Annotated in this window: 16 protein-coding genes; 15 read left to right on the forward strand and 1 reads right to left on the reverse strand. The window is 60.3% G+C overall.

What is annotated here, in order from left to right; all coding sequences use genetic code 11:
- The 7 genes from ACU0AG_RS15485 to ACU0AG_RS15515 form a co-directional block, all read left to right on the forward strand.
- The coding region (locus ACU0AG_RS15485) for a hypothetical protein (protein ID WP_482783207.1) at nt 1-140 on the forward strand (140 nt) is incomplete at its 5' end.
- A gap of 395 nt (nt 141-535) precedes the next feature.
- Nucleotides 536-1,144 carry a helix-turn-helix domain-containing protein gene (locus tag ACU0AG_RS15490; protein ID WP_482783184.1) on the forward strand — a complete coding sequence of 203 codons (609 nt, stop codon included), beginning with the start codon at nt 536-538 and terminating at the stop codon, nt 1,142-1,144.
- Nucleotides 1,141-2,355: a type II toxin-antitoxin system HipA family toxin gene (locus ACU0AG_RS15495; RefSeq protein WP_482783185.1), complete on the forward strand. Its 1,215-nt coding sequence runs from the start codon at nt 1,141-1,143 to the stop codon at nt 2,353-2,355. The genes ACU0AG_RS15490 and ACU0AG_RS15495 overlap by 4 nt, the downstream gene beginning before the upstream one ends.
- 350 nt (nt 2,356-2,705) lie before the next feature.
- Nucleotides 2,706-3,836 (forward strand): hypothetical protein, encoded by a 1,131-nt coding sequence (locus ACU0AG_RS15500; protein WP_482783186.1) that lies wholly within the window; start codon nt 2,706-2,708, stop codon nt 3,834-3,836.
- Between the two features lie 14 nt (nt 3,837-3,850).
- Nucleotides 3,851-4,615 carry a hypothetical protein gene (locus ACU0AG_RS15505; protein ID WP_482783187.1) on the forward strand — a complete coding sequence of 255 codons (765 nt, stop codon included), beginning with the start codon at nt 3,851-3,853 and terminating at the stop codon, nt 4,613-4,615.
- A gap of 97 nt (nt 4,616-4,712) precedes the next feature.
- Nucleotides 4,713-5,591 carry a hypothetical protein gene (locus tag ACU0AG_RS15510; RefSeq protein ID WP_482783188.1) on the forward strand — a complete coding sequence of 293 codons (879 nt, stop codon included), beginning with the start codon at nt 4,713-4,715 and terminating at the stop codon, nt 5,589-5,591.
- Between the two features lie 161 nt (nt 5,592-5,752).
- Nucleotides 5,753-5,905, forward strand: a complete 153-nt coding sequence (locus ACU0AG_RS15515) for a hypothetical protein (RefSeq protein WP_482783189.1) — start codon at nt 5,753-5,755, stop codon at nt 5,903-5,905.
- Between the two features lie 33 nt (nt 5,906-5,938).
- Here ACU0AG_RS15515 and ACU0AG_RS15520 read toward each other — a convergent pair whose 3' ends face one another.
- Nucleotides 5,939-6,982 carry a WYL domain-containing protein gene (locus tag ACU0AG_RS15520; RefSeq protein ID WP_482783190.1) on the reverse strand — a complete coding sequence of 348 codons (1,044 nt, stop codon included), beginning with the start codon at nt 6,980-6,982 and terminating at the stop codon, nt 5,939-5,941.
- Between the two features lie 86 nt (nt 6,983-7,068).
- Between ACU0AG_RS15520 and ACU0AG_RS15525 the strand changes: the two genes are divergently transcribed.
- The 8 genes from ACU0AG_RS15525 (at nt 7,069) to ACU0AG_RS15560 (ending at nt 18,953) form a co-directional block, all read left to right on the forward strand.
- Complete coding sequence (locus ACU0AG_RS15525; RefSeq protein WP_482783191.1) at nt 7,069-7,860, forward strand: hypothetical protein; 792 nt, start codon at nt 7,069-7,071, stop codon at nt 7,858-7,860.
- The gene (locus ACU0AG_RS15530; protein ID WP_482783192.1) at nt 7,860-8,249 is read left to right on the forward strand and encodes a hypothetical protein; all 390 of its coding nucleotides are present in this window, start codon (nt 7,860-7,862) and stop codon (nt 8,247-8,249) included. Before ACU0AG_RS15525 ends, ACU0AG_RS15530 begins: the two co-directional genes overlap by 1 nt.
- A 263-nt stretch (nt 8,250-8,512) precedes the next feature.
- On the forward strand, nt 8,513-9,994 hold the full coding sequence (locus ACU0AG_RS15535; protein ID WP_482783193.1) for a DUF2779 domain-containing protein: 1,482 nt from the start codon (nt 8,513-8,515) through the stop codon (nt 9,992-9,994).
- A gap of 90 nt (nt 9,995-10,084) precedes the next feature.
- Nucleotides 10,085-11,089 carry a helix-turn-helix transcriptional regulator gene (locus tag ACU0AG_RS15540; protein WP_482783194.1) on the forward strand — a complete coding sequence of 335 codons (1,005 nt, stop codon included), beginning with the start codon at nt 10,085-10,087 and terminating at the stop codon, nt 11,087-11,089.
- A 106-nt stretch (nt 11,090-11,195) separates the two neighbouring features.
- Nucleotides 11,196-14,231: a BPTD_3080 family restriction endonuclease gene (locus tag ACU0AG_RS15545; RefSeq protein WP_482783195.1), complete on the forward strand. Its 3,036-nt coding sequence runs from the start codon at nt 11,196-11,198 to the stop codon at nt 14,229-14,231.
- A complete protein-coding gene (locus tag ACU0AG_RS15550) occupies nt 14,228-15,163 on the forward strand; it encodes a hypothetical protein (protein ID WP_482783196.1) in 936 nt (311 codons plus the stop codon). The genes ACU0AG_RS15545 and ACU0AG_RS15550 overlap by 4 nt, the downstream gene beginning before the upstream one ends.
- On the forward strand, nt 15,160-16,161 hold the full coding sequence (locus ACU0AG_RS15555; protein WP_482783197.1) for a PGN_0703 family putative restriction endonuclease: 1,002 nt from the start codon (nt 15,160-15,162) through the stop codon (nt 16,159-16,161). Before ACU0AG_RS15550 ends, ACU0AG_RS15555 begins: the two co-directional genes overlap by 4 nt.
- Nucleotides 16,161-18,953 carry a site-specific DNA-methyltransferase gene (locus ACU0AG_RS15560; protein WP_482783198.1) on the forward strand — a complete coding sequence of 931 codons (2,793 nt, stop codon included), beginning with the start codon at nt 16,161-16,163 and terminating at the stop codon, nt 18,951-18,953. The genes ACU0AG_RS15555 and ACU0AG_RS15560 overlap by 1 nt, the downstream gene beginning before the upstream one ends.
- Nucleotides 18,954-18,976 lie beyond the last annotated feature (23 nt).

Consider the following 18,976-nt stretch of genomic DNA (forward strand, 5'->3'; position numbering starts at 1 on the left):
CCGATGGTCATGAAGACGGGCTCTGGCGTGACTATCATGACAACGGCAAGATCGCTGCCGAGGGCACATACGCACAAGGTGAAGTGACTGACGAATGGCGCTATTGGGACGAAGACGGAGCGTTGAGCGACGGTCAATAGCCGCCATTCCGAATTCCACCCATCTGCGGTCATGGGCGTGACCAGTGCGTGATCCCGAAAGCTGCATGGCGGCTTTCGGCGAATGCGGACGTTCAATCTCGCAGCCCTGAACGACCGGGTCTGGTCGGGAGCCGTCTCGGCTCAAATCGTGGTGTAGATGGCGGCTTTGCATCGTTCGCGTGCTGGAGATGCGCGGGGCGGGGCAGAGGAAAGGATCATTGGCACGCCTCTCCTGCCGATAAGTCAAGATGGACGCGCCAATCGGGATTTGGAATATGCCAAAATATATAGCATATCCTGAAAATATGCTTGAGCATATTCTGATTGATCCTCTCGTGGGCTACATGATATGCGTTAGCATATAGACCCTAGGGGTCATATACTAGGACAGATAAATGAACGTGGGCATCGAAGAAATAGCGGCCAGCCTTCGGGAGGCACGCATCGCAAAGGCGCTGACCCAGAATGCGCTTGGGCAGCGCGTTGGCTTGCCCCAGAGCCATATCTCCAAAATCGAAAAGGGCGCGGTTGATCTCAAGCTTTCGAGCCTTTTCGAGATTGCGCGTGCGCTCGGGCTCGAGATCACGCTCGTGCCCCGCAAGGCTTTGCCCGCTGTCGAAGGCGCGGTGCGCGCCCATGGCACGAGCGTCGAGACAAGCCGCGCGCTGAGCTTGCTCAACCAGCAGGCGCAAATCGCGGAACGGATCAAAGCCAACTTCCCGGACCTCCTCCCGCAGGTTGAAGACTTCCAGAATGCGATCCGGAGCATCCCCAGACTGGAATTCGATGCAGCCCAATTGAAGGCGCTCGATGAGGCCTTGCAGCCGGCGAAGCGGCTGACGTCGATCATCGAGGGGCAGGGCGGGGTGGCGGCTCTCGCCAAACGCCTTGAGGAGGCGACATCGGCGCTCCGGCATTTCCGCAATTTCCAAGTGCATCATGCGCCATTGCTCGAGGCTGCACGCCAGCGTCCCGCCTACCGGCTCGAGGAGGATGACGGATGATTGATGCAGCCGCCCTCGACATACTCCTCCATGATCGCCGCATCGGAACGCTTGCGCGCCTCGATGGCGATCGCAGCATCTTCACGTTCGATGAGGCCTACCTTTCCGACGAGGAGCGCCCGACGCTCTCGCTGGCCTACCGGGACCAGTATGGCGCGATCATCAACGCGCCTCGCGTCTATCAGACACAGATCGAGCCGTTCTTCTCGAACCTTTTGCCCGAAGGGGCGCTGCGCGATTATCTTGCGCGGCGCGCAGGCATAAAGCCGGTACGCGAATATCTCCTTCTCGCGCAGCTTGGCGGTGACCTGCCAGGCGCGGTCAAGGCCATGCCCGCCGGGGCGCGCGGCGTGCAGCCCGCCGACCCGGACGAAGAAGGGGTGGTCGCAGACGCCAAGCGTGCTCTGCGCTTCTCGCTCGCGGGAGTGCAACTCAAATTCTCGGCCCTGAAGAACAGGGGCAAGAATGGCGGCCTCACCATTCCGGTGAGCGGCACAGGCGGCGACTGGATCGTCAAGCTTCCCTCTGCCCGCCATCCCGACGTTCCGGAAAACGAATTCGCCGCCATGAGCCTCGCCGCCAAGCTCGGGATCGATGTTCCGGACATCGACCTTGTGCCGCTCGAAGCGATCGACGGATTGCCCGATGGGATCATCCGATACGGGGCGTCAGCCTATGCCATCCGCCGTTTTGATCGGACCGATGCCGGACCCGTCCATATCGAGGATTTCGCGCAAGTCTTCGGGGTCTACGCCGACGACAAATACGAGAACGCGAGCTACCGCCAAATCCTGTCGGTCCTCGCGATCGAAGCCGATGAGGCAAGCGCGGTCGAATTCGTCCGCCGCCTGACCTACTCGGTGCTGATCGGCAATGGTGACATGCATCTGAAGAACTGGTCGCTGATCTACCCCGATCAGCGTCGGCCGATCCTGGCGCCGGCATACGATCTTCTCTCGACCATCGCCTACATCCCCGAAGAGGACTCCGCCCTCAAATTCCACCGCTCACGCGAATGGGAGTCCTTCACCTACCGCGAACTGGAGACGATCGCGGACAAGGCGCGGCTGCCCTCGCGCCTCGTCATCGCGACGGCAAAGGAAACCGTCGAGCGGTTCGACGCGCTTTGGGATCAGGAAAAGACGCACCTCCCCTTCTCGGGCGAGGTCATCGCCGCCATCGACAAGCACAGGAAGCGCCTTGCGGTGTGAACCGACGGAAACCGAGCAAGGTTGAGCGTCTGAACCACGTATACAAATTTCGGACAGAGCAGAGGCGTTGCCCATCCGGTGTAGAGCAGGTTGGGTGGGTGCCTGCCGCCGCCTTGACGCCGACGCTAACATGACACCGGCAACGTGTTAAGGGATTGCCGGTTATCCTAACACGTTGATGCCAATAGGGCAGCGCAATGCCAAACGCGCCCTCGCGAATTCAGGTGCCGCTGCTCGCGCTGGGGAGGTGCGCTCTCCCCTGGTCACGCCTGACCCTTGACCAATCTTGTCAATAATTGGTGCTTCAATGCCTCCCGTGCTGCGACATCGCAGACGCAAGGAGTGGCAATGTGAGTGGCGTGATGAACAATGAGATTGCCGGGGTGGTGGGACTCAGAAGGCCGCCAAGCAGTGAGCCGGAATTGAATCCGCTTCTTCAGTTTCTCGGTCTTTTGGCGGAAGATTGCCAGACCTTGCCGGTCAATGCCGACGTGAAGCGGATTGTGTTCAGCTCTGGTGGCGGCCACCTCTTGCAGGTTCTGGCGTGCGCCAGTCGCATGCGGTTGCTCGCTAGCCTCGCTTATCTCGAATGCGCGACGACCGACATGGAGGCAGACGAGGCTATTGAGTTCCTGGTCTCTGCCCCAGATGATCTGATCCTTGAGGGGGTGCTGGCTAAAGTAGAGGGGCCGGGCACAGCCATCGCACCGGGACTTAAGGCCGCGCTGAAGGAGAGCCGACCGCTCCGGGCTCTTGCGATCGGCATTCTCAACCGACTGCTGTTGCAGGGCTATAGCCGCAAGGTTGCGCTCGATGCTGCGAGAAGAGGGCGGCATCTGCGGGTACGAAGAAACATGCAGTTTGCAGACTCACACGATCTGCATTGGCTGACGCGGCGGGCGGCTTGCCTGTGTGGATCAGCGCGAGACATCATCGCCCTAGACAGGATTGTCCGTTCCCTTGCACGGCGCGCACCCCGAGTTCTTCCTAACGAGCTGCCCTTGCGTCGTTTCGGTGAGTTCTCGGACCTGATGGCACTGCTCAAGCGGCGGATCCTGCGCTATCGAGGGCAAGTCGAGGTTCCTGATATTCCTCATCCGCGTTTGGAGTGGCTGCGCTCCATTCCTCAGCTCCGGGCAGCAGGGCGGGATTTTCGCAACTGTCTCAGTGCGAGCACTGTCTATCCTGTCTCCCTGCTGCTGGGACGCAGCTTCGTGGCAATCTACACCTGCGAGGCCAACGCCGCTTTGCCTGGGCTCCCCGAAAAATATGTGCTGAATATCAAACCGATCTGGGAAGACGGCCAAGTTGTTCTGGCGGTGGCCGAAGCCCGAGGCAAAGACAATAAGGACATGTCGGGTAGCAAGCTTTTCAAGGCAATCGAGGACCTTGAAGCTCTGACTGGCTGTGCGTGGCGGATCGACTGTCAGATGGCGATGGAAGACCTTCTGCTCTTCGACTGGCAACTGGTGATGGAATGACTCCAGAGCAGGGCATGGGAGCCGCACAGGCAACGCGCAAGCATAATGGTGAGCGTGGACCTGAACTCTGGGCGATCCGCCGAGCGCTTGAGTTGTGCGGGCTCCCTCATCAGCGCGACCATGCCGAGCGCGCCGCGAGTGGATCGCGGGTGCTGCAGGTATTCGCGCACTATATCGAGCAACATGAGAAGCCGCCCGCTGATCCGCTGCCGGCAGACCTCTGCACACGAGTTACGGGAGCAGACAATGAGGTAGAGCGTCGCTTGGGGCGACCGCCGGGGAACCGATTTATCAAGGCGTTCTTGATGAACAAGAGATTTGGCTTCGCCCTGTTGGGCCTTGTCATTAGCGTGCTTGCGGCGGCGTATGTCTCTTATCCGCGTGCCGTGTCCGACTATGAAACCCGAGGGGCGCTGTGCAGCAAGCCGCTTGCCCCCTCATTGAGGCAGATCGACTGCAACCCCACCGCGATTACTGCTCTCGTCGAGGACACGATTGAGCCGGCCCCGGATAACCGTATGAGGGCGGCGGTGACGGTGATCCGCCAGGCTGGTCACGGGCCTACTGCGAAAACCCTCAAGCACTATGCGATTGTTGAGGTCGATTGCTCGACCGCGGCCCAACCCGATGTGTTGCTGGTAAAGACCTTCGATGAAGATGATGTCGAGTTGCCATCTGCGGAGGTTGTCGAAGCCTTCCTTGATTACTGGTTTACCCCTGAGCCTGTCGGGTTTCATCAAGAGATCAATACGATCGTGTGCAGTGGGCGCAGTTCTTGAAACCTGTCCAAGGTCTCAAGGTTGTCTCGATTGAAAGCGTCAAGGACCGCGCATAATTCCTGGATAAACTCAGGGGCGATTCAAGCTGGGGGGTGTAATGGAAGAATGGTTCGCGGTGGGCGCAGAGCCTGATCCCTACGATGCCGAAGATCCGGAAGGCGATCTGCTCGAAGAAGCACTGGATCGTGTTCCGTTACGCGAATTTGACGATGAGACTGGCGGTCTCGTTTTGCCAGGGTGGGACGACTGGAACACGATCCCGAATCGTTATCACGGAGAGTGCCGACCACGCTTGCTGGTCGTGGTCAACAGTGATTTCAACATCGGGCGGCGGCTTCGTGCCGCACGGCGACATTTGCAGCGCTGCGCCGGAACCCATGGTGCTCAAACAATCAGTGTAACGATTTATCTGACAGGCTTTTTTCCCTCTTGGCAGGACATGTGGGTCTATCATCGCGAGGCGATTGAATCGGCACTGGGCGGACAGCAGCCGGGGCAACCGCCGATCATTCGGGTCCGCGTGCGGGGGAGGCCTTACCACACCTTCTTCACTTCGGAGGAGCGGCCGGCCGGCGGGCTCTCCATGCTTGAATGGTGGCGCAAAGCCAATCCAGATGTTCGCGGCCACCTGCGCAAAAGGCTTGAATTCATGCGCGCCCTTCGAGTGGAAGAGGCACGGTCCTGCGGGTTTGTCGAAGGCTACACCAAACAGCCGCTTGGGCTGTCTGGTGTGAATGTCCTATCCTTCGGGGATTACCGGGCAACCGGAGCCAAGATGATGGATTGGCGCCTGCGCTACTATCTTGTTCCGGGGGTGCCGATCAGTTTCGCTGGCCGGATCAAGTTGCCCGCCACGCCGCTTCTTTGGGGACCGCCCATCGTGCCTGGCGATGAGAACTCGGCCTGGATCGCGACTGATACGAGACGCTTCCTTACCACGCCGGAAGATTACTTCGACCCGCGGCAATTGCGCTGATCGCGGGCTCAGGAACTGAAAGCAAATCAACGACGAAATTTGTCACTGATCGTCGCCATAGGGCGAGTCGCGCTGGCTTGGTTTGTACTCATTGAGGTGAGGCACCACGGGCAGCGTCGATCTGGATGCCGACATCGCAACCCTATTGGATGAGGTCACTGATGAAGCGCTACCGCGTCAAGATGAGCAAAGAACCGAATGGCAGTGGCTCCGGTCAGGAAATTCCATACTGGGCCCACAGTGAATTTCACGCAATGCAGATGGCGCAGAAGGACTGGCCGACCTGGTATGCCGTATCGGCTTACACCTACTGAGCCGGGCGCATGCAGGGCGGGGCCGGACGCGAGCTAGGGATATAGGCTCGCCATCTGTCTTGCCCAGGTAATGATGCCGTTATCACCTTCAAGCACTTCGTTCGGTCCCAACACCTTGATGTTGGGACCGAACGAGGCAAGGAAGCTGGTGAGCGTGTGCCAGTGCTTCGTCGTTACGGTGACGTGGTGCCATGCCCCCTCGCTGGTCGGAGCGGTAATTGCTTGATCCGGTCCAAGCGGCCGTTCTTCAAAGTGCCAGAGAGCCTCTGGCGCGACGAGGAATTCGAGGCGGATTGTCTTATCGGCATCGCCCTGCGGGTGGCTCATCTGACCTGTCTTCTCCAGCCATGCATCAATATCGAATGGCGCGTGGTGGAAAGGTGCGAGTATATCGATCCGCGCGTTGCTCATGCGGTGGAGCGGGAGAGCAGCGCGAGGAATGGATTCAATGCCTGCGAGCCCCACGAGGTAGATCGAACCGTCTTTGCTGACGAGCCCAAGCGGCCCCATCCGCTTGCGCGACAGTTTGCCTTTGGACGAGCGGTAGTCGAATTCGACCATCTTCTGGCGGACCAGACCCTCAAGGATCGCTCGCAGCACTTCGGGATCAATCCGTGCAAGCATGCGGCTGATACCGTCAGGGACGACGCGAAGCTTGTTGGCCAGAGTGCCGGTGGTGCTGCGACTTCCGCCAAGTCTTGCGCGGGCGAGCTGTTCGGCTGCGTCCGCCTCGACGGCGCCTGCCTCGACCAGCGCGGGGTTGATCGCACGTCGGCCCAGCAGAAGTTGCAGCGCAATCCCGTCGCTCATGAAAAAATCGGCAATGGCCGGCAGGTTAAGGTAAACCCGCGCAGCCTCATCGCGCCCTGCCCCATCGGGCCGGGGGATCTTGATCACAAATTCGCCCACCGCGGATTTGTCCGCACTCAGTTCGTCCACGCAGCGGTAGAGGTGCCGCAATCTTGCGTGCTCGGATTTTCCGAATGGCCAGGTGGCGGCCAGTTGCTTGACCGTCTTGGCTGTTTTGGGGGATTGCGGGAAGTGGCTCAGAATTTCCGCAAAGACTGCAAGTTCCATGGCTTGAACCCTTGCTGTTTGGTGATCTTTGACCGCAGGGCGTCAATCATTGACGAGTTTTGTCATCAATTACAAGTATCGGGCCTGTGCTATCGATTCCGCTGAGCGCCAAGCCGCTCGAGTTGAACCTTGACGTTGAGGACAAAGCCTTGCCGGACCTGATTTTTGGCTGCCCGGTCGCGCTGAGCGACCATTATGCAGTGCCGGTGGATAACACCCACTGGCCAGACCCGTTCGTCTATCATCAAGTGCCCGGCCAAGGCCAATCACCGCGCCGCCCGAGGGCAACTTTTCGTTCCCACCGCAATGCCCTGTTGCCGCAATTGCAGGTCGCAAATTTCGACGCCCACTTTGGGGTCTACATGCTGGCTATCGATCATCCGCAAAAGGCATTCTATGTCGGCATTGCGGCAGCGGACAGCCGTAAGCCGGAAGGTGTCGGGAGCCGGATCCGAAAGCACCGGGTCAAGCTGACAGGTTCTCACGTGGGCGGAGGACTTCCCTGTGGCTCGCCTAAAGGCATTGGTGGCGTTAATCACACTGGGGGGTGGCGACCGTTTGCGGCTGAGCGCTATCGTTTTCATCTGGCTGCCCGCTTGGACGATTACTGCGCCGATGTGCGGGTGATGGTCGGAACTGCCGCGGCCAATGGAAAGAAGGCGCTGGAACAGTACGAGAGTGCGATTCTGCACAACGCTGACGAAATCCGTAGCCGAATCTACAATGTCTTTTGGCCCGGCGAGGATAACAGTAACGTCTTGATCCTGAACACAATGAAAGGCCGCGCTCCCGAAAGTTTGCCAGGCACCATCATTCTTTCACAGGATTGCGCGCAGAGGCCACGGGGGACTTCCATGACGACGAGTCAACGGAGGTGATGAAATCGCGAGCCGCTAAAGAGATGCTGCCAATTAGTGCATTGGAGTTTGGCTTCTACCACATTGACGGCGCAGCCATAAGAAAGGTTGCAAAGGCGCTAGTCGACAAGTTGGATCTGCTGAAATCGGAAGGGGTGACTTGGGAGGCTTGTGAAAGCGACGGCAGCCCCGCAATCAGGTTCGTTCTTGGAGAAAACCCTTGGTTGCTCGAAAGTGAGGCATTCAAACCAGTAATCGATGCCATGTATAAAGACTGCCTTGAGATGATTCAGAACATCGCGGAGAACCAAGGCATAGATGCGACCTTTCGCTGGGTCGGCGTCAATTTTGTCGAACAACCCTCCACCGTCAATGTTCTGAAGAAGATTTTCGACCTTGATCGCAGATAGCTTGATCGAGCCACTGTTGTGATGGGTTCTTGTCCGTCCGTGCCGCGTCGATCCCGAGGACTAGTCTCATCAGATGCATCCCTTTGCTGCCGATGTCGGTCATTGGCCCCTGTGCTTTAAAGAAGCATCTGGTAACAAGAGATAAATCTTGTCGGGGCTGTGTTTCTCGAACACTATCGCTCCAGTCCGAGCCATGCCGCACAATCCCGTGATCGAGGAATACATGACCGTTTCTGTCGCATCATCGCTGTAGGAAACGGACCATGACGCAGACTCGCACCGCTACCCGCCGTTTCGGCCTCTCCAAATCCAAGATCACCGCCTTCGAGCAATGCCCCAAGAAGCTATGGCTGGCGACGCATCGCCCTGAGCTGGCCGAGCAGGACCAGGGTGCCGAGGCGCGCTTTGCCACCGGCAATGCGGTGGGCGAGATCGCCTGCGCGCTTCATCCGGGCGGCGTGATGGTCGATCCGCCGTCGCTGTCCGAGGCGCTCGCCAAGACTTCCGCGCTCATTTCGGGCGGGTATCCCGGCCCGATCTTCGAGGCGACTTTCGAACATGATGGCGTGCTGGTGCGCGTCGATGTGCTGGAGAAGGTCGAAGGTGGGGGTTGGGCGGCGGCCGAGGTCAAGAGCTCGGGCAAGGTCAAGGACTACCACCGCGGCGATCTCGCAACGCAGGTCTGGGTGATGCGCGAGGCGGGGATCCAACTGAAACGCGCCGCCATCCGCCATATCGACACAAGCTTCGTCCTCAACCGAGAGGGCGATTATGCCGGGCTGTTCACCGATGCCGATCTGCTTGCAGAGCTGGAGGGCACTATTGCCACCCGCCCGGCGCTCGTTGCCGAGGCGCGCGCCACGTTGTCCGGCGAGGAACCCGAGCGGGAGATGGGCGGTCATTGCAGCGCGCCTTTCGCCTGCGAGTTCGCCGCCTATTGCAGCCGCGACCTGCCGCAGGGCCCGGAATGGCCCGTGACCGTGCTCCCCAATGGCGGCGGCAAGCGCTGGCTGGAGCGCGGGGTCGAGGATCTGCTCGATCTGGCCGAAGCCGACCTGAACGACCGGCACGCCCGCATCCTCGCCGCCACCCGCGACGGCATCCCGTTCCACGACGTCGAAGGCGCGCGCAAGGCGATGGCGGGATGGGGCTGGCCCCGCGCCTGGCTTGATTTCGAGGCCGTCGCGCCTGCGGTTCCGCGCTGGGTCGGCACGCGCCCCTATCAGCAGATTCCGTTCCAGTTCTCGCTCCACCTCGAGCGGCGCGGCGGGCGGATGACGCACCACGAGTTCCTGAGCTGTGACGGCACCGATCCGCGCCGGGCCTGTGCTGAGGCGTTGGTGGAGCACATCCCCGCGGGTGCGACGATCATCGTCTACAACGCGGCCTTCGAGCGCAGCGTGTTGCGCGATCTGGCGGCTTCGTTCCCCGATCTCGCCCCGCGCCTCGAAGCCATGGCCGAGGCGACGGTCGACCTCCTGCCGGTTGCTCGCAACAATTGGTATCACCGCGACCAGCGCGGCAGCTGGTCGATCAAGGCGGTGCTTCCCACTATCGCCGCCGAACTGGATTACGGCGCACTCGAGGTGAAGGACGGGGGCGATGCGCAGGCCGCATGGTTCGAAGCTGCCAATCCGGCGTGCGATCCGCTGCGGCGTGAGGCGCTGGAAGAAGCTCTGAAGGCCTATTGCGCACGCGACACCTGGGCGATGGTTGCCGTCGCGCGAGCTCTGGCCGGCAATTGAAGGGGCAGATAATGAGACGACGATCCGATCCTAAGTTGCGTTCGACAAAGCTAGCCTCAGTTGCTCAGACGGCAAGATTGCGGGTCGCTGATGGCACGTAACGCAAAGCTCGACCGGCTGCTGACACTGGTAAAGGCGCTGGGAGAAAGCGCCGAAGGTCTGACGCTTGATGAAATGGCCGAGGTGATCGGTGCCAACCGCCGCACCGCCGAGCGGCTGCGTGATCTCATCCTCGTCCATTTCGACCTTGAGGAGAGCGTCGACGACCGTCACAAACGCTTCCGCATCCCGGGCGCGCTGCCGTCTACTTTCACTCAGCCCAATGTCGCCGAGATTGCCGCCCTGCAGTCGCTCGCCGATACCGCGCGCAAGGCGGGATCGGCGCAAGCAACGCTGCTCGAAAGCCTTCTCGGCAAGGTGCAGGCGGGGCTCAGGCGCGAGGTGAAAAGCCGCATGGCACCTGACCTCGATCCGCTTGTCCGCCTTCAGCGACATCATGTCCCCGCTGGTCCGATGATCGAACACTCGCCTGAGACCGTTGCGCAAGTTCAGGGCGCGATGATGGCAGGGATGTGCTTCGAATTCGATTACCTCGCCGATGGTGCAGTGGAGCCGAAGTGGCGGCGGGTGATCCCGCTCGGCCTCATCCACGGCTCTGCGACCTACCTGATCGGCAAGATTCCCGGCCGCGATCTCGAACCTGCGCCATACCGCCTCGATCGGATCACCGAGGCGCGTGTCAGCAATCAGCCCGGCGCGGCGGGCGAGGATTGGGACCTCGACCAGTGGATGAGCGCAAGCTTCGGCATCTGGCGCGAGCAGGGCCACGAAATCGTCCTGCGCGTTGCTCCCGGAAGTGCGGAACGCGCGCGCAAGTGGCGTTTCCACCCGATGCAGGTGATCGAGCAGGACGGCGAGGAGCTGGTCATACGGTTCAATTCCGGCGGCCTGCGCGAGATCGCCGAGCACCTCTTCACTTGGGGCGGCGAGGTTCGGATCGAGGGGCCGGAGGAGCTGCGTAAGGTAATGCGCGACCGATTGGCCTTGAATTTGGTGGCGCTGGACACCCATCAGAAGCTCTCTGGTACACCATGAATATGCTGTTTCGCGTGATCCTTGCCCAGCAGGGTTGCTGTACGCATCGGATTGATGTCATTGGAGCAATTATGAAAAGATCGAGATTGGGTGCGGAAGGGGCACGATGAGCGAGGCATTTTTCGATAGTCCGATCCTCAATTCGCCTTATGCCAATCCTGATCGGCATTGGCAGCTTGATGATAATGGGCAGCCTACTGGACTGGTTCTTCATGGGCGCCGCAGAAGCGACTTGACTACGCCGATCCCGAAGGCCCGGACCAGTAGAGGAAAGGCGCAATCGCAGGCTGAGTTCTTCAGTGACGATAGGGGCGACGTCTACGACCCGACCGAAATCATCAACGGCGTCAGGCAGGCGGTCGCGTCGTGGCGTGAATTGCCGGAAACCCAATGGCAGGTAACCCCGACAACGGCGCGGCTGCTTCGGCATTGGCGATCTGGCGAAATGCCGTTGCCTCCGTTCTTCTGTCAGATCGAGGCAGTCGAAACTGTCATCTGGCTCACTGAAGTCGCGGGCAAACCCGCGCATAAAGGACGCAAGGCTAAGCTGGCCACAGCGCAGCGTTATTGGGAGCACGTGTTCGCGGCGAATGAAGCCTCGAATCCCGAACTGGTGCGTCTGGCCTTGAAGCTCGCTACAGGTGCGGGAAAGACCACTGTCATGGCCATGCTCATTGCCTGGCACACATTGAACGCGGTCCGCCACCCAAACGCTGAGAAGTTCTCAAAGGGCTTCCTGATCGTCGCACCTGGCATCACCATCAAGGATCGTTTGCGGGTGCTTCAGCCCAACGACAGCGAGAGCTATTACAGCACCCGGCACATCGTCCCCGAGGATATGCTGCGCGATCTGGGCCAAGCCAAGATCGTCATAACCAATTATCATGCCTTCAAAAAGAAGGACGAGTTGAGCCTGAACAAGGTTCAGCAGGCCGCCCTTGCAACGCAGTCGAAGCCGGAAAGTGACGGGGCGATGCTGAGGCGCGTTGCTGGCCCGCTCATGGGGATGAAGAACATCGTCGTTCTGAACGACGAAGCCCATCATTGTTACCGCGAGCGGCCGCTTAGCGAGGAGGAGCAGAAGGAGCTCAAGGGGGAGCTCAAGGAAGAAGCCGATAAGGCGAATGAAGCAGCTCGACTTTGGATCTCCGGCATTGAAGCCGCGAAGCGTACGCTCGGGATCAACATGGTCTATGATCTGTCGGCGACGCCCTTTTTCCTAAAGGGATCGGGCTACCGCGAGGGCTCGCTATTCGGTTGGGTCATGAGCGATTTTTCCCTCATGGATGCGATCGAATGTGGGATCGTCAAGCTGCCGCGCGTGCCCATCATGGACAACGTCGAAGGTGGCGACACCCCGATGTTTCGGAATCTTTGGGATCATGTCGGGAAGAAGCTGCCAAAGAAGGGCAGGGGCAAAAGCGGCTTTGACGACCCTCAGAAGCTGCCCAACGAGCTCCTTTCCGCGATCGACGCTCTTTACGGCCATTACGAGAAAACATTCGACCAATGGCGCGAGCACAATCTGGGTGTGGAGCCCGTATTCATCGTCGTGTGCAACAATACCGCGACCTCGAAACTGGTGCACGACTATATCGCCGGCTATCACATTGAGGACGCCGACGGGAACCGGAACCTACAGCAAGGCAAGTGCCCGCTTTTTCGTAACTTCGATGCCGATCAGGTCGCACTTCCGAAGATGCGGACGCTGCTGATCGACAGCCATCAGCTCGAAAGCGGCGAAGCGGTAAGCTCGGAATTCAAAGCGGCAGCCGCGGACGAGATCGAGCGGTTCCGGCAGGAAATCATCCAACGCGAGGGCTACGGCGCTGCAGACAAGCTGACAGATGAGACCATCCTTCGAGAAGTGATGAACACAGTTGGTCGGCCGGGCAAGCTTGGCGAATCTATTCGATGTGTAGTTTCGGTTTCGATGCTGACCGAAGGCTGGGACACCAACACGGTTACCCATGTTCTGGGAGTCCGGGCATTTGGCACCCAGCTTCTGTGCGAGCAGGTAATTGGCCGAGCGCTTCGGCGCGTATCATATCAGCCCAACGCTGAGGGCAAGTTCGACGTTGAATATGCTGATATCTTCGGCATTCCATTCGATTTCACGGCTCAACCTGTCTCGGCCAAGATCAAGGCCCCGCCGCCAATGGTTCGGGTCGAGGCGATCAGCCCGGATCGTGACCATTCAGAAATCCGCTTTCCAAGGGTCGAAGGCTATCGAACTGAGCTTCCGCGCGATACGCTAAGCGCCCAGTTCACCGACGATTCCACGCTTGAACTGACCCCCGATCTTGTTGGGGCGACTGAGACGATCGCATCGGGCATCATCGGTGAGCAGGCCGAAATGACCCTCGACCATCTGGCCGACACCCGCCCAGCCACGATCCAGCTACGCCTCGCTGATCGCATCGTACGCCGACGCCTCACGGAAGATGGCGAGGTGCCGAACCCGGCGCTGATCATGGAAATGCGCAAGATTGTAAGGCGCTGGATGGCCGATCATCTGGTCTGCAAAGGCAACACGCAGCCTGCTCAGCTCCTCTACTACGAGATCGCCGACCGGGTCGCGGACCGGATTATGGCAGCCATCACTCGCGGCACCGCTGGCGGGAACCGTGTCCTTGCTATGCTCGACCCATACAACCGCGAGGGTTCGACGCGGCATGTCGGCTTCAATACCAGCCAGGATCGCTATGCCACTGGGCCGAAGTGTCACATCAATTATGCGGTGACCGACAGTGATTGGGAGACCGAATTCTGCCGTGTTGCCGACAGCCATGACCGGGTTCTGGCTTGGGTAAAGAACCACAACCTCGGCTTCGAAGTGCCCTATCGCGCGGGCGGGGAAGCCCGGCGGTATCGTCCAGATTTCATCCTGCGGATTGATGACGGACATGGCCCGGACGATCCGCTCAATCTTGTTGTCGAGATCAAGGGGTTCCGCAACGAGGACGCCAAGGACAAAGCCGAGACAATGCTCACCTACTGGGTTCCAGGAGTGAACAATCTTGGCACGATGGGCCGCTGGGATTTCGCGGAGTTCACTGACAAGTGGACCATTCAGACGGAGTTCGAGAACGTCATCCGCCGGTGGATCGACAAAGCCTGCAACGCGAAGGAACTCGCATGACGGCCGCCGGCATAACCTTCGGCACGCTCGTGGATGTCGAGGCGCGGATGGCCTGGGGGCATGAAGCGCACGATTTCACACCGTGGCTCGCGGATAATCTCGATCGGCTGTCGGACGCACTTGGCATCCCGCTGGAGCTAACCGGCCGCGAGGTCCGCAATGGGCGTTATTCCGCTGACATCCTGGCAGCCAATCCGACCGATCAGTCGGTCGTTCTGATAGAGAACCAGCTTGAGGCGTCGGATCATAACCATCTTGGTCAGATCATGACTTACCTTGCCGGCCTCGACGCTCAGGTTGTCATCTGGCTCGCCCCCACTTTCCGCGAAGAGCACCTTTCGGCCATCCGCTGGCTGAACCAGCACACCGATGAGACCTTTTCCTTCTTCGCTGTCAAACTGCGGGTCGTGCAGATCGGCGATAGCCCGCTTGCACCCCTGTTCGAGGTGATCGAGAAGCCCAATAGTTGGGACAAGTCGCTCCGCACGTCGGCGCGGGCTGCCGTTTCCTCGACTTCGCCTGAGGTCGCCGAACGCCGCGATTCACTGTGGTCGGTCTACCGCGAGCTTGACCCCGCAGTAGATAATGACGCTCGCGTCGGGCCGGGCGCTTCGGTGCGCTGGCGGCAGGTCCCCGGCACAGGCATTGTTGTGTCCCGCTACGTCTCCAAATCCGGCGTTGGTATCTTTCTGCGCGGAGGGCGAGGACAGGGCGGCGAAGTCACCTTGCCACGGATCGAGGCTGCCTCGGAAGCATTGGCCGCCCTGCTCGGCGTCGATCTTGGCAACCCCGATTACCCCTTCAGCGCCAACCGCGACGTCGACTGGTCCAACCAGTCGGAGATCGCAGCCGCGGCAGAATGGCTGGTTACCAAGACGGAGCAGTATGTGGCGGCCTCAGCAGCACACCTCCGCTTGGAGGACGAGTCATGAGCGACCTGACGAGGGGCTTGCGCGAAGGGCGGTGTCGCTTTGCGGCAACCGAGCAGGCCGTGCAGGCGGAATACTACACCCGGGAATTCACGGACCTCAGGAAGCATCCCAAGCACGCCTTCATCCTTGCAGGGGATGACCGCTACCACGGTTTGCAGCAGCCGATCCGCGAGGTCACGAAGAACCTCTTCCAAGAGCTCGGCATCCAGTTCCACACCTTCGTCGGCCACGGCAGGTCGTCGCAGGCGTGCTGCCTCAACTTCCTCATGCCCTTCGCCGATAAGCCGGAAGCGCTGTCGAAGTGGGTCGGGCACGTGCTGGAAATCACCCCACCGACCATGTTGGAGATCGAAGATCCGGCCGCTGGCGCGCATCGTTTCGTCGCCTTCGAATACACCGGGCCGGACAAAAAGGACTTCCTCGACGAGTGCAATGGCCGCCCGCCCGGCCGGGGTGCAAATGCCACGGCTGCGGACGCCGCGGTCGCCTTCGTCGATGCGAGCGGCAAGCGCACGCTCCTCCTCATCGAGTGGAAATACACCGAGGAGTATCGCAAGCACCAGCTGTCGAAGGACAAGAAGGGCAAGCGGAATGAACGATATGCGGACAAGCTCTTCGATCCTCAAGGCCCGCTGCGCGCCGATACAGGGCTGACCTTCGAGGACTTCCTCCACGAACCCTTCTACCAGCTCGCCCGCCAGCAGATGCTCGCATGGCAGATCGAGCGGCGCTCCGTCCGCTTCGACGCCGTCCGCAATCTCCACCTCTCGCCCTCCGGCAATCGCGCCCTCCACCTTGTGACCTCGCCCGGCTTCGCGCGCCTTGCCGACGATGCCTTCGCCGCCTTCCGCGCCAGCCTCGTCCATCCCGATCACTTCATCGAGAAGTCGATCGAGAACGCCTTCGCCCCTCTCGCCGACTGGCCGGAGATGGCCGAAAGCTGGACCTACCTCCGCGATCGCTATCCCTCGCTCTGCCCTGACAAGGACCCCGCCTGATGGCCAAGAAGCCCCTCTCTGTCGAAACGCTCACCCATGACGAGGCGACGCGGAAGAATGCACCCACGGCGGAGCTCGAAACCTTCCTCGATCCCGAGGTCAAGCGGCCCATCCAGGTCGCCTACGAGCGGCGCAATCCCGATCTCGATCCGCAGCTTGTGTGGCGCGGCAAGGATATGGCGGACTGGTCGGACCTCGTGGTTGAAGCGCCGCCGCTCTATATTCAGGAGAAGATCCACCCCAAGGCGCTGATCGAGGATTTGAAGCGCGCTTCGGCCCGCGCTGACACCGGCGACACGCTCGATCTCTTCGCCGATTTCAACGGGGTCAGCCCGGAAGCGCGCACCGAGTTCTACGCGCATGACCAGCACTGGTCGAACCGCATGATCCTGGGCGACGGGCTGAAGGTGATGGCATCGTTGGCCGAGCGCGAGGGGCTGAAGGGCCAGGTGCAGTGCATCTATATCGACCCGCCCTATGGCATCAAGTTCAACTCCAACTTCCAGTGGTCCACGACAGACACGAAGGTGAGCGAAAGCAAAGCAGATCACCTTACGCGCGAGCCGGAACAGGTGAAGGCATTCCGCGACACATGGCGCGACGGCATCCACTCCTACCTCACCTATCTCCGCGACCGACTGACGGTCGCGCGCGACCTATTGACAGAGAGCGGGAGCATCTTCGTCCAGATTGGTGATGAAAACGTCCACCGGGTCCGGACGTTGATGGACGAAGTATTTGGAGATGAGAACTTTATTGGATTGATCTGGTTTCGCAAGAAGACAATGCCGCTAGGCGCGACCTACTTGGAGCGCATGGGCGATTACCTTATTTGGTTCGCAAAGAATAAAAACAACACGAAGTTCAGGCGTTTGTTCAAGAAAATCGATATTTCCGGTGATTTTCACTGGAATTGGCGACAGGAAGATGAAGTAAGCCGCAAAAAGTTCTCTAAACAAGAACTCGAACGAAACCCAGATGGTGATCCATTTCGACTGGTTTCGATGTGGCCTCCCTCGTTTAGCGCTAAGGACGTCTTCAATGTTCACTACAGGGGCAAAAATTGGCCACCTGCTGGAGGGCAGTGCTACCCGTCTAGCCCCGAAAAGCTCAATCGACTGATCAAGGCAGATCGGCTTGAACCCGAAGGCCAGTATCTACGTTATGTCATGAAATTGTCGGATGATGATACAACCAAGCTCAATATGACTTGGACTGATACTGCTGGCGCACGAGACAAGCGTTACATCGTTGAGACAAGCGAATTCGTTGTGCAGCGCTGTATCCTAATGACTTCCGATCCGGGCGATCTGGTGCTCGATCCCACCTGCGGCTCTGGCACTACCGCCTATGTGGCCGAACAATGGGGGCGGCGCTGGATCACCATTGACACAAGCCGCGTCGCCCTCGCCCTCGCCCGCTCGCGGATCATGGGCGCGCGCTATCCGTGGTATCTTCTCGCCGACAGCCGCGAAGGGCAGATGAAAGAGGCCGAGGTCACACGAACGCCCCCACGCGACATCCCGGCCCACGGCCGCCTGCGCCAGGGCTTCGTCTACAAGCGCGTGCCGCACATCACCTTGAAGAGCATCGCCAACAACGCCGAGATCGACACGATCTGGGAAGACTACCAGACTCGCCTCGAGCCGCTGCGCGAGGCGCTGAACGCTGCGCTGGGCACCGCATGGCAGGAATGGGAAATCCCGCGCGAGGCTGGCAAGGACTGGCCTGACGCGGCTCGCACTGCTCACGCCCAATGGTGGGAACAGCGCATCGCCCGCCAGAAGGAGATCGACGCCAGCATCGCCGCCAAGGCCGACACCGAATACCTCTACGACCAGCCCTATGACGACAAGTCGCGGGTGCGGGTCGCAGGGCCTTTCACGGTCGAAAGCCTCTCCCCCCACCGCGTCCCCGCGGTCGATGTCGATGACAGTCTGTTCGACGAGATCGAAGCCGCCGAGGGCCGCGCGAAGAAGGGCCAGAGCGGCGAGCGCGTGGACTTTGCCGAGATGGTGCTCGACAACCTCAAGCGCTCCGGCGTGCAGCAGCGCGCGCGCGACGACAAGCTGGTGTTCGAGACGATGAAGCTGTGGCCGGGCGAGTTCATCCTCGCCGAGGGCACAGTGCGGCAGAAATCGTTGACTGAGGCCGAGGACGAGGAGGCGACCGAGGCCGGCCCGACCCGCCGCGCAGCGATCTTCGTCGGCCCGGAATACGGCACCGTCAGCCGCCCCGCCCTCACTGCCGCCGCACGCGAGGCGATGGATGCGGGCTTCGACCTGCTGATCGCAGCCGCGTTCAACTTCGATGCGCTGGCGGGCGAGCTGACCAAGATGGGGCCGCTCACGGTACTTCAGGCGCGGATCAACCCCGACCTGCACATGCCCGACCTTGCCAACACCGGCGCTGGCAACCTCTTCACCGTGTTCGGCGATCCCGACATCGTGGTGCACGACGAGGGTGACGACATGGTGAGCGTCGAGGTGCTCGGCGTGGACATGTATAAGGGCGGCCAGATCGAAAGCGGCGATGCCGACGACATCGCCGTTTGGTTCATCGACACTGACTACAATTACGAGAGCTTCTTCGTCCGCCACGCCTACTTCCCCGGCGCGAACGATCCCTACAAGGCGCTGAAGACGACCCTGAAGGCGGAGATCGACGCGGACGCATGGGAGAGCCTGAACCGGACACGCTCACGGCCGTTCGCGAGGCCGAAGGACGGGCGTGTGGCAGTGAAGGTGATCAACCACCTCGGGGACGAGGTGATGCGGGTGCTGGAGGTCTAATTGCCCAAGAGCCGAGGCGTTGG

It is taken from the genome of Erythrobacter sp. RANMB8 (assembly GCF_056848235.1).

What these genes read in the sequence shown, in the direction of transcription:
- ACU0AG_RS15490 (WP_482783184.1), top strand. Translation starts at nt 536, where the DNA reads ATGAACGTGGGCATCGAAGAAATAGCGGCCAGCCTTCGGGAGGCACGC.
- ACU0AG_RS15495 (WP_482783185.1), top strand. Translation starts at nt 1,141, where the DNA reads ATGATTGATGCAGCCGCCCTCGACATACTCCTCCATGATCGCCGCATC.
- ACU0AG_RS15505 (WP_482783187.1), top strand. Translation starts at nt 3,851, where the DNA reads ATGGGAGCCGCACAGGCAACGCGCAAGCATAATGGTGAGCGTGGACCT.
- ACU0AG_RS15510 (WP_482783188.1), top strand. Translation starts at nt 4,713, where the DNA reads ATGGAAGAATGGTTCGCGGTGGGCGCAGAGCCTGATCCCTACGATGCC.
- ACU0AG_RS15515 (WP_482783189.1), top strand. Translation starts at nt 5,753, where the DNA reads ATGAAGCGCTACCGCGTCAAGATGAGCAAAGAACCGAATGGCAGTGGC.
- ACU0AG_RS15520 (WP_482783190.1), bottom strand. Translation starts at nt 6,982, where the DNA reads ATGGAACTTGCAGTCTTTGCGGAAATTCTGAGCCACTTCCCGCAATCC.
- ACU0AG_RS15530 (WP_482783192.1), top strand. Translation starts at nt 7,860, where the DNA reads ATGAAATCGCGAGCCGCTAAAGAGATGCTGCCAATTAGTGCATTGGAG.
- ACU0AG_RS15535 (WP_482783193.1), top strand. Translation starts at nt 8,513, where the DNA reads ATGACGCAGACTCGCACCGCTACCCGCCGTTTCGGCCTCTCCAAATCC.
- ACU0AG_RS15540 (WP_482783194.1), top strand. Translation starts at nt 10,085, where the DNA reads ATGGCACGTAACGCAAAGCTCGACCGGCTGCTGACACTGGTAAAGGCG.
- ACU0AG_RS15545 (WP_482783195.1), top strand. Translation starts at nt 11,196, where the DNA reads ATGAGCGAGGCATTTTTCGATAGTCCGATCCTCAATTCGCCTTATGCC.
- ACU0AG_RS15550 (WP_482783196.1), top strand. Translation starts at nt 14,228, where the DNA reads ATGACGGCCGCCGGCATAACCTTCGGCACGCTCGTGGATGTCGAGGCG.
- ACU0AG_RS15555 (WP_482783197.1), top strand. Translation starts at nt 15,160, where the DNA reads ATGAGCGACCTGACGAGGGGCTTGCGCGAAGGGCGGTGTCGCTTTGCG.
- ACU0AG_RS15560 (WP_482783198.1), top strand. Translation starts at nt 16,161, where the DNA reads ATGGCCAAGAAGCCCCTCTCTGTCGAAACGCTCACCCATGACGAGGCG.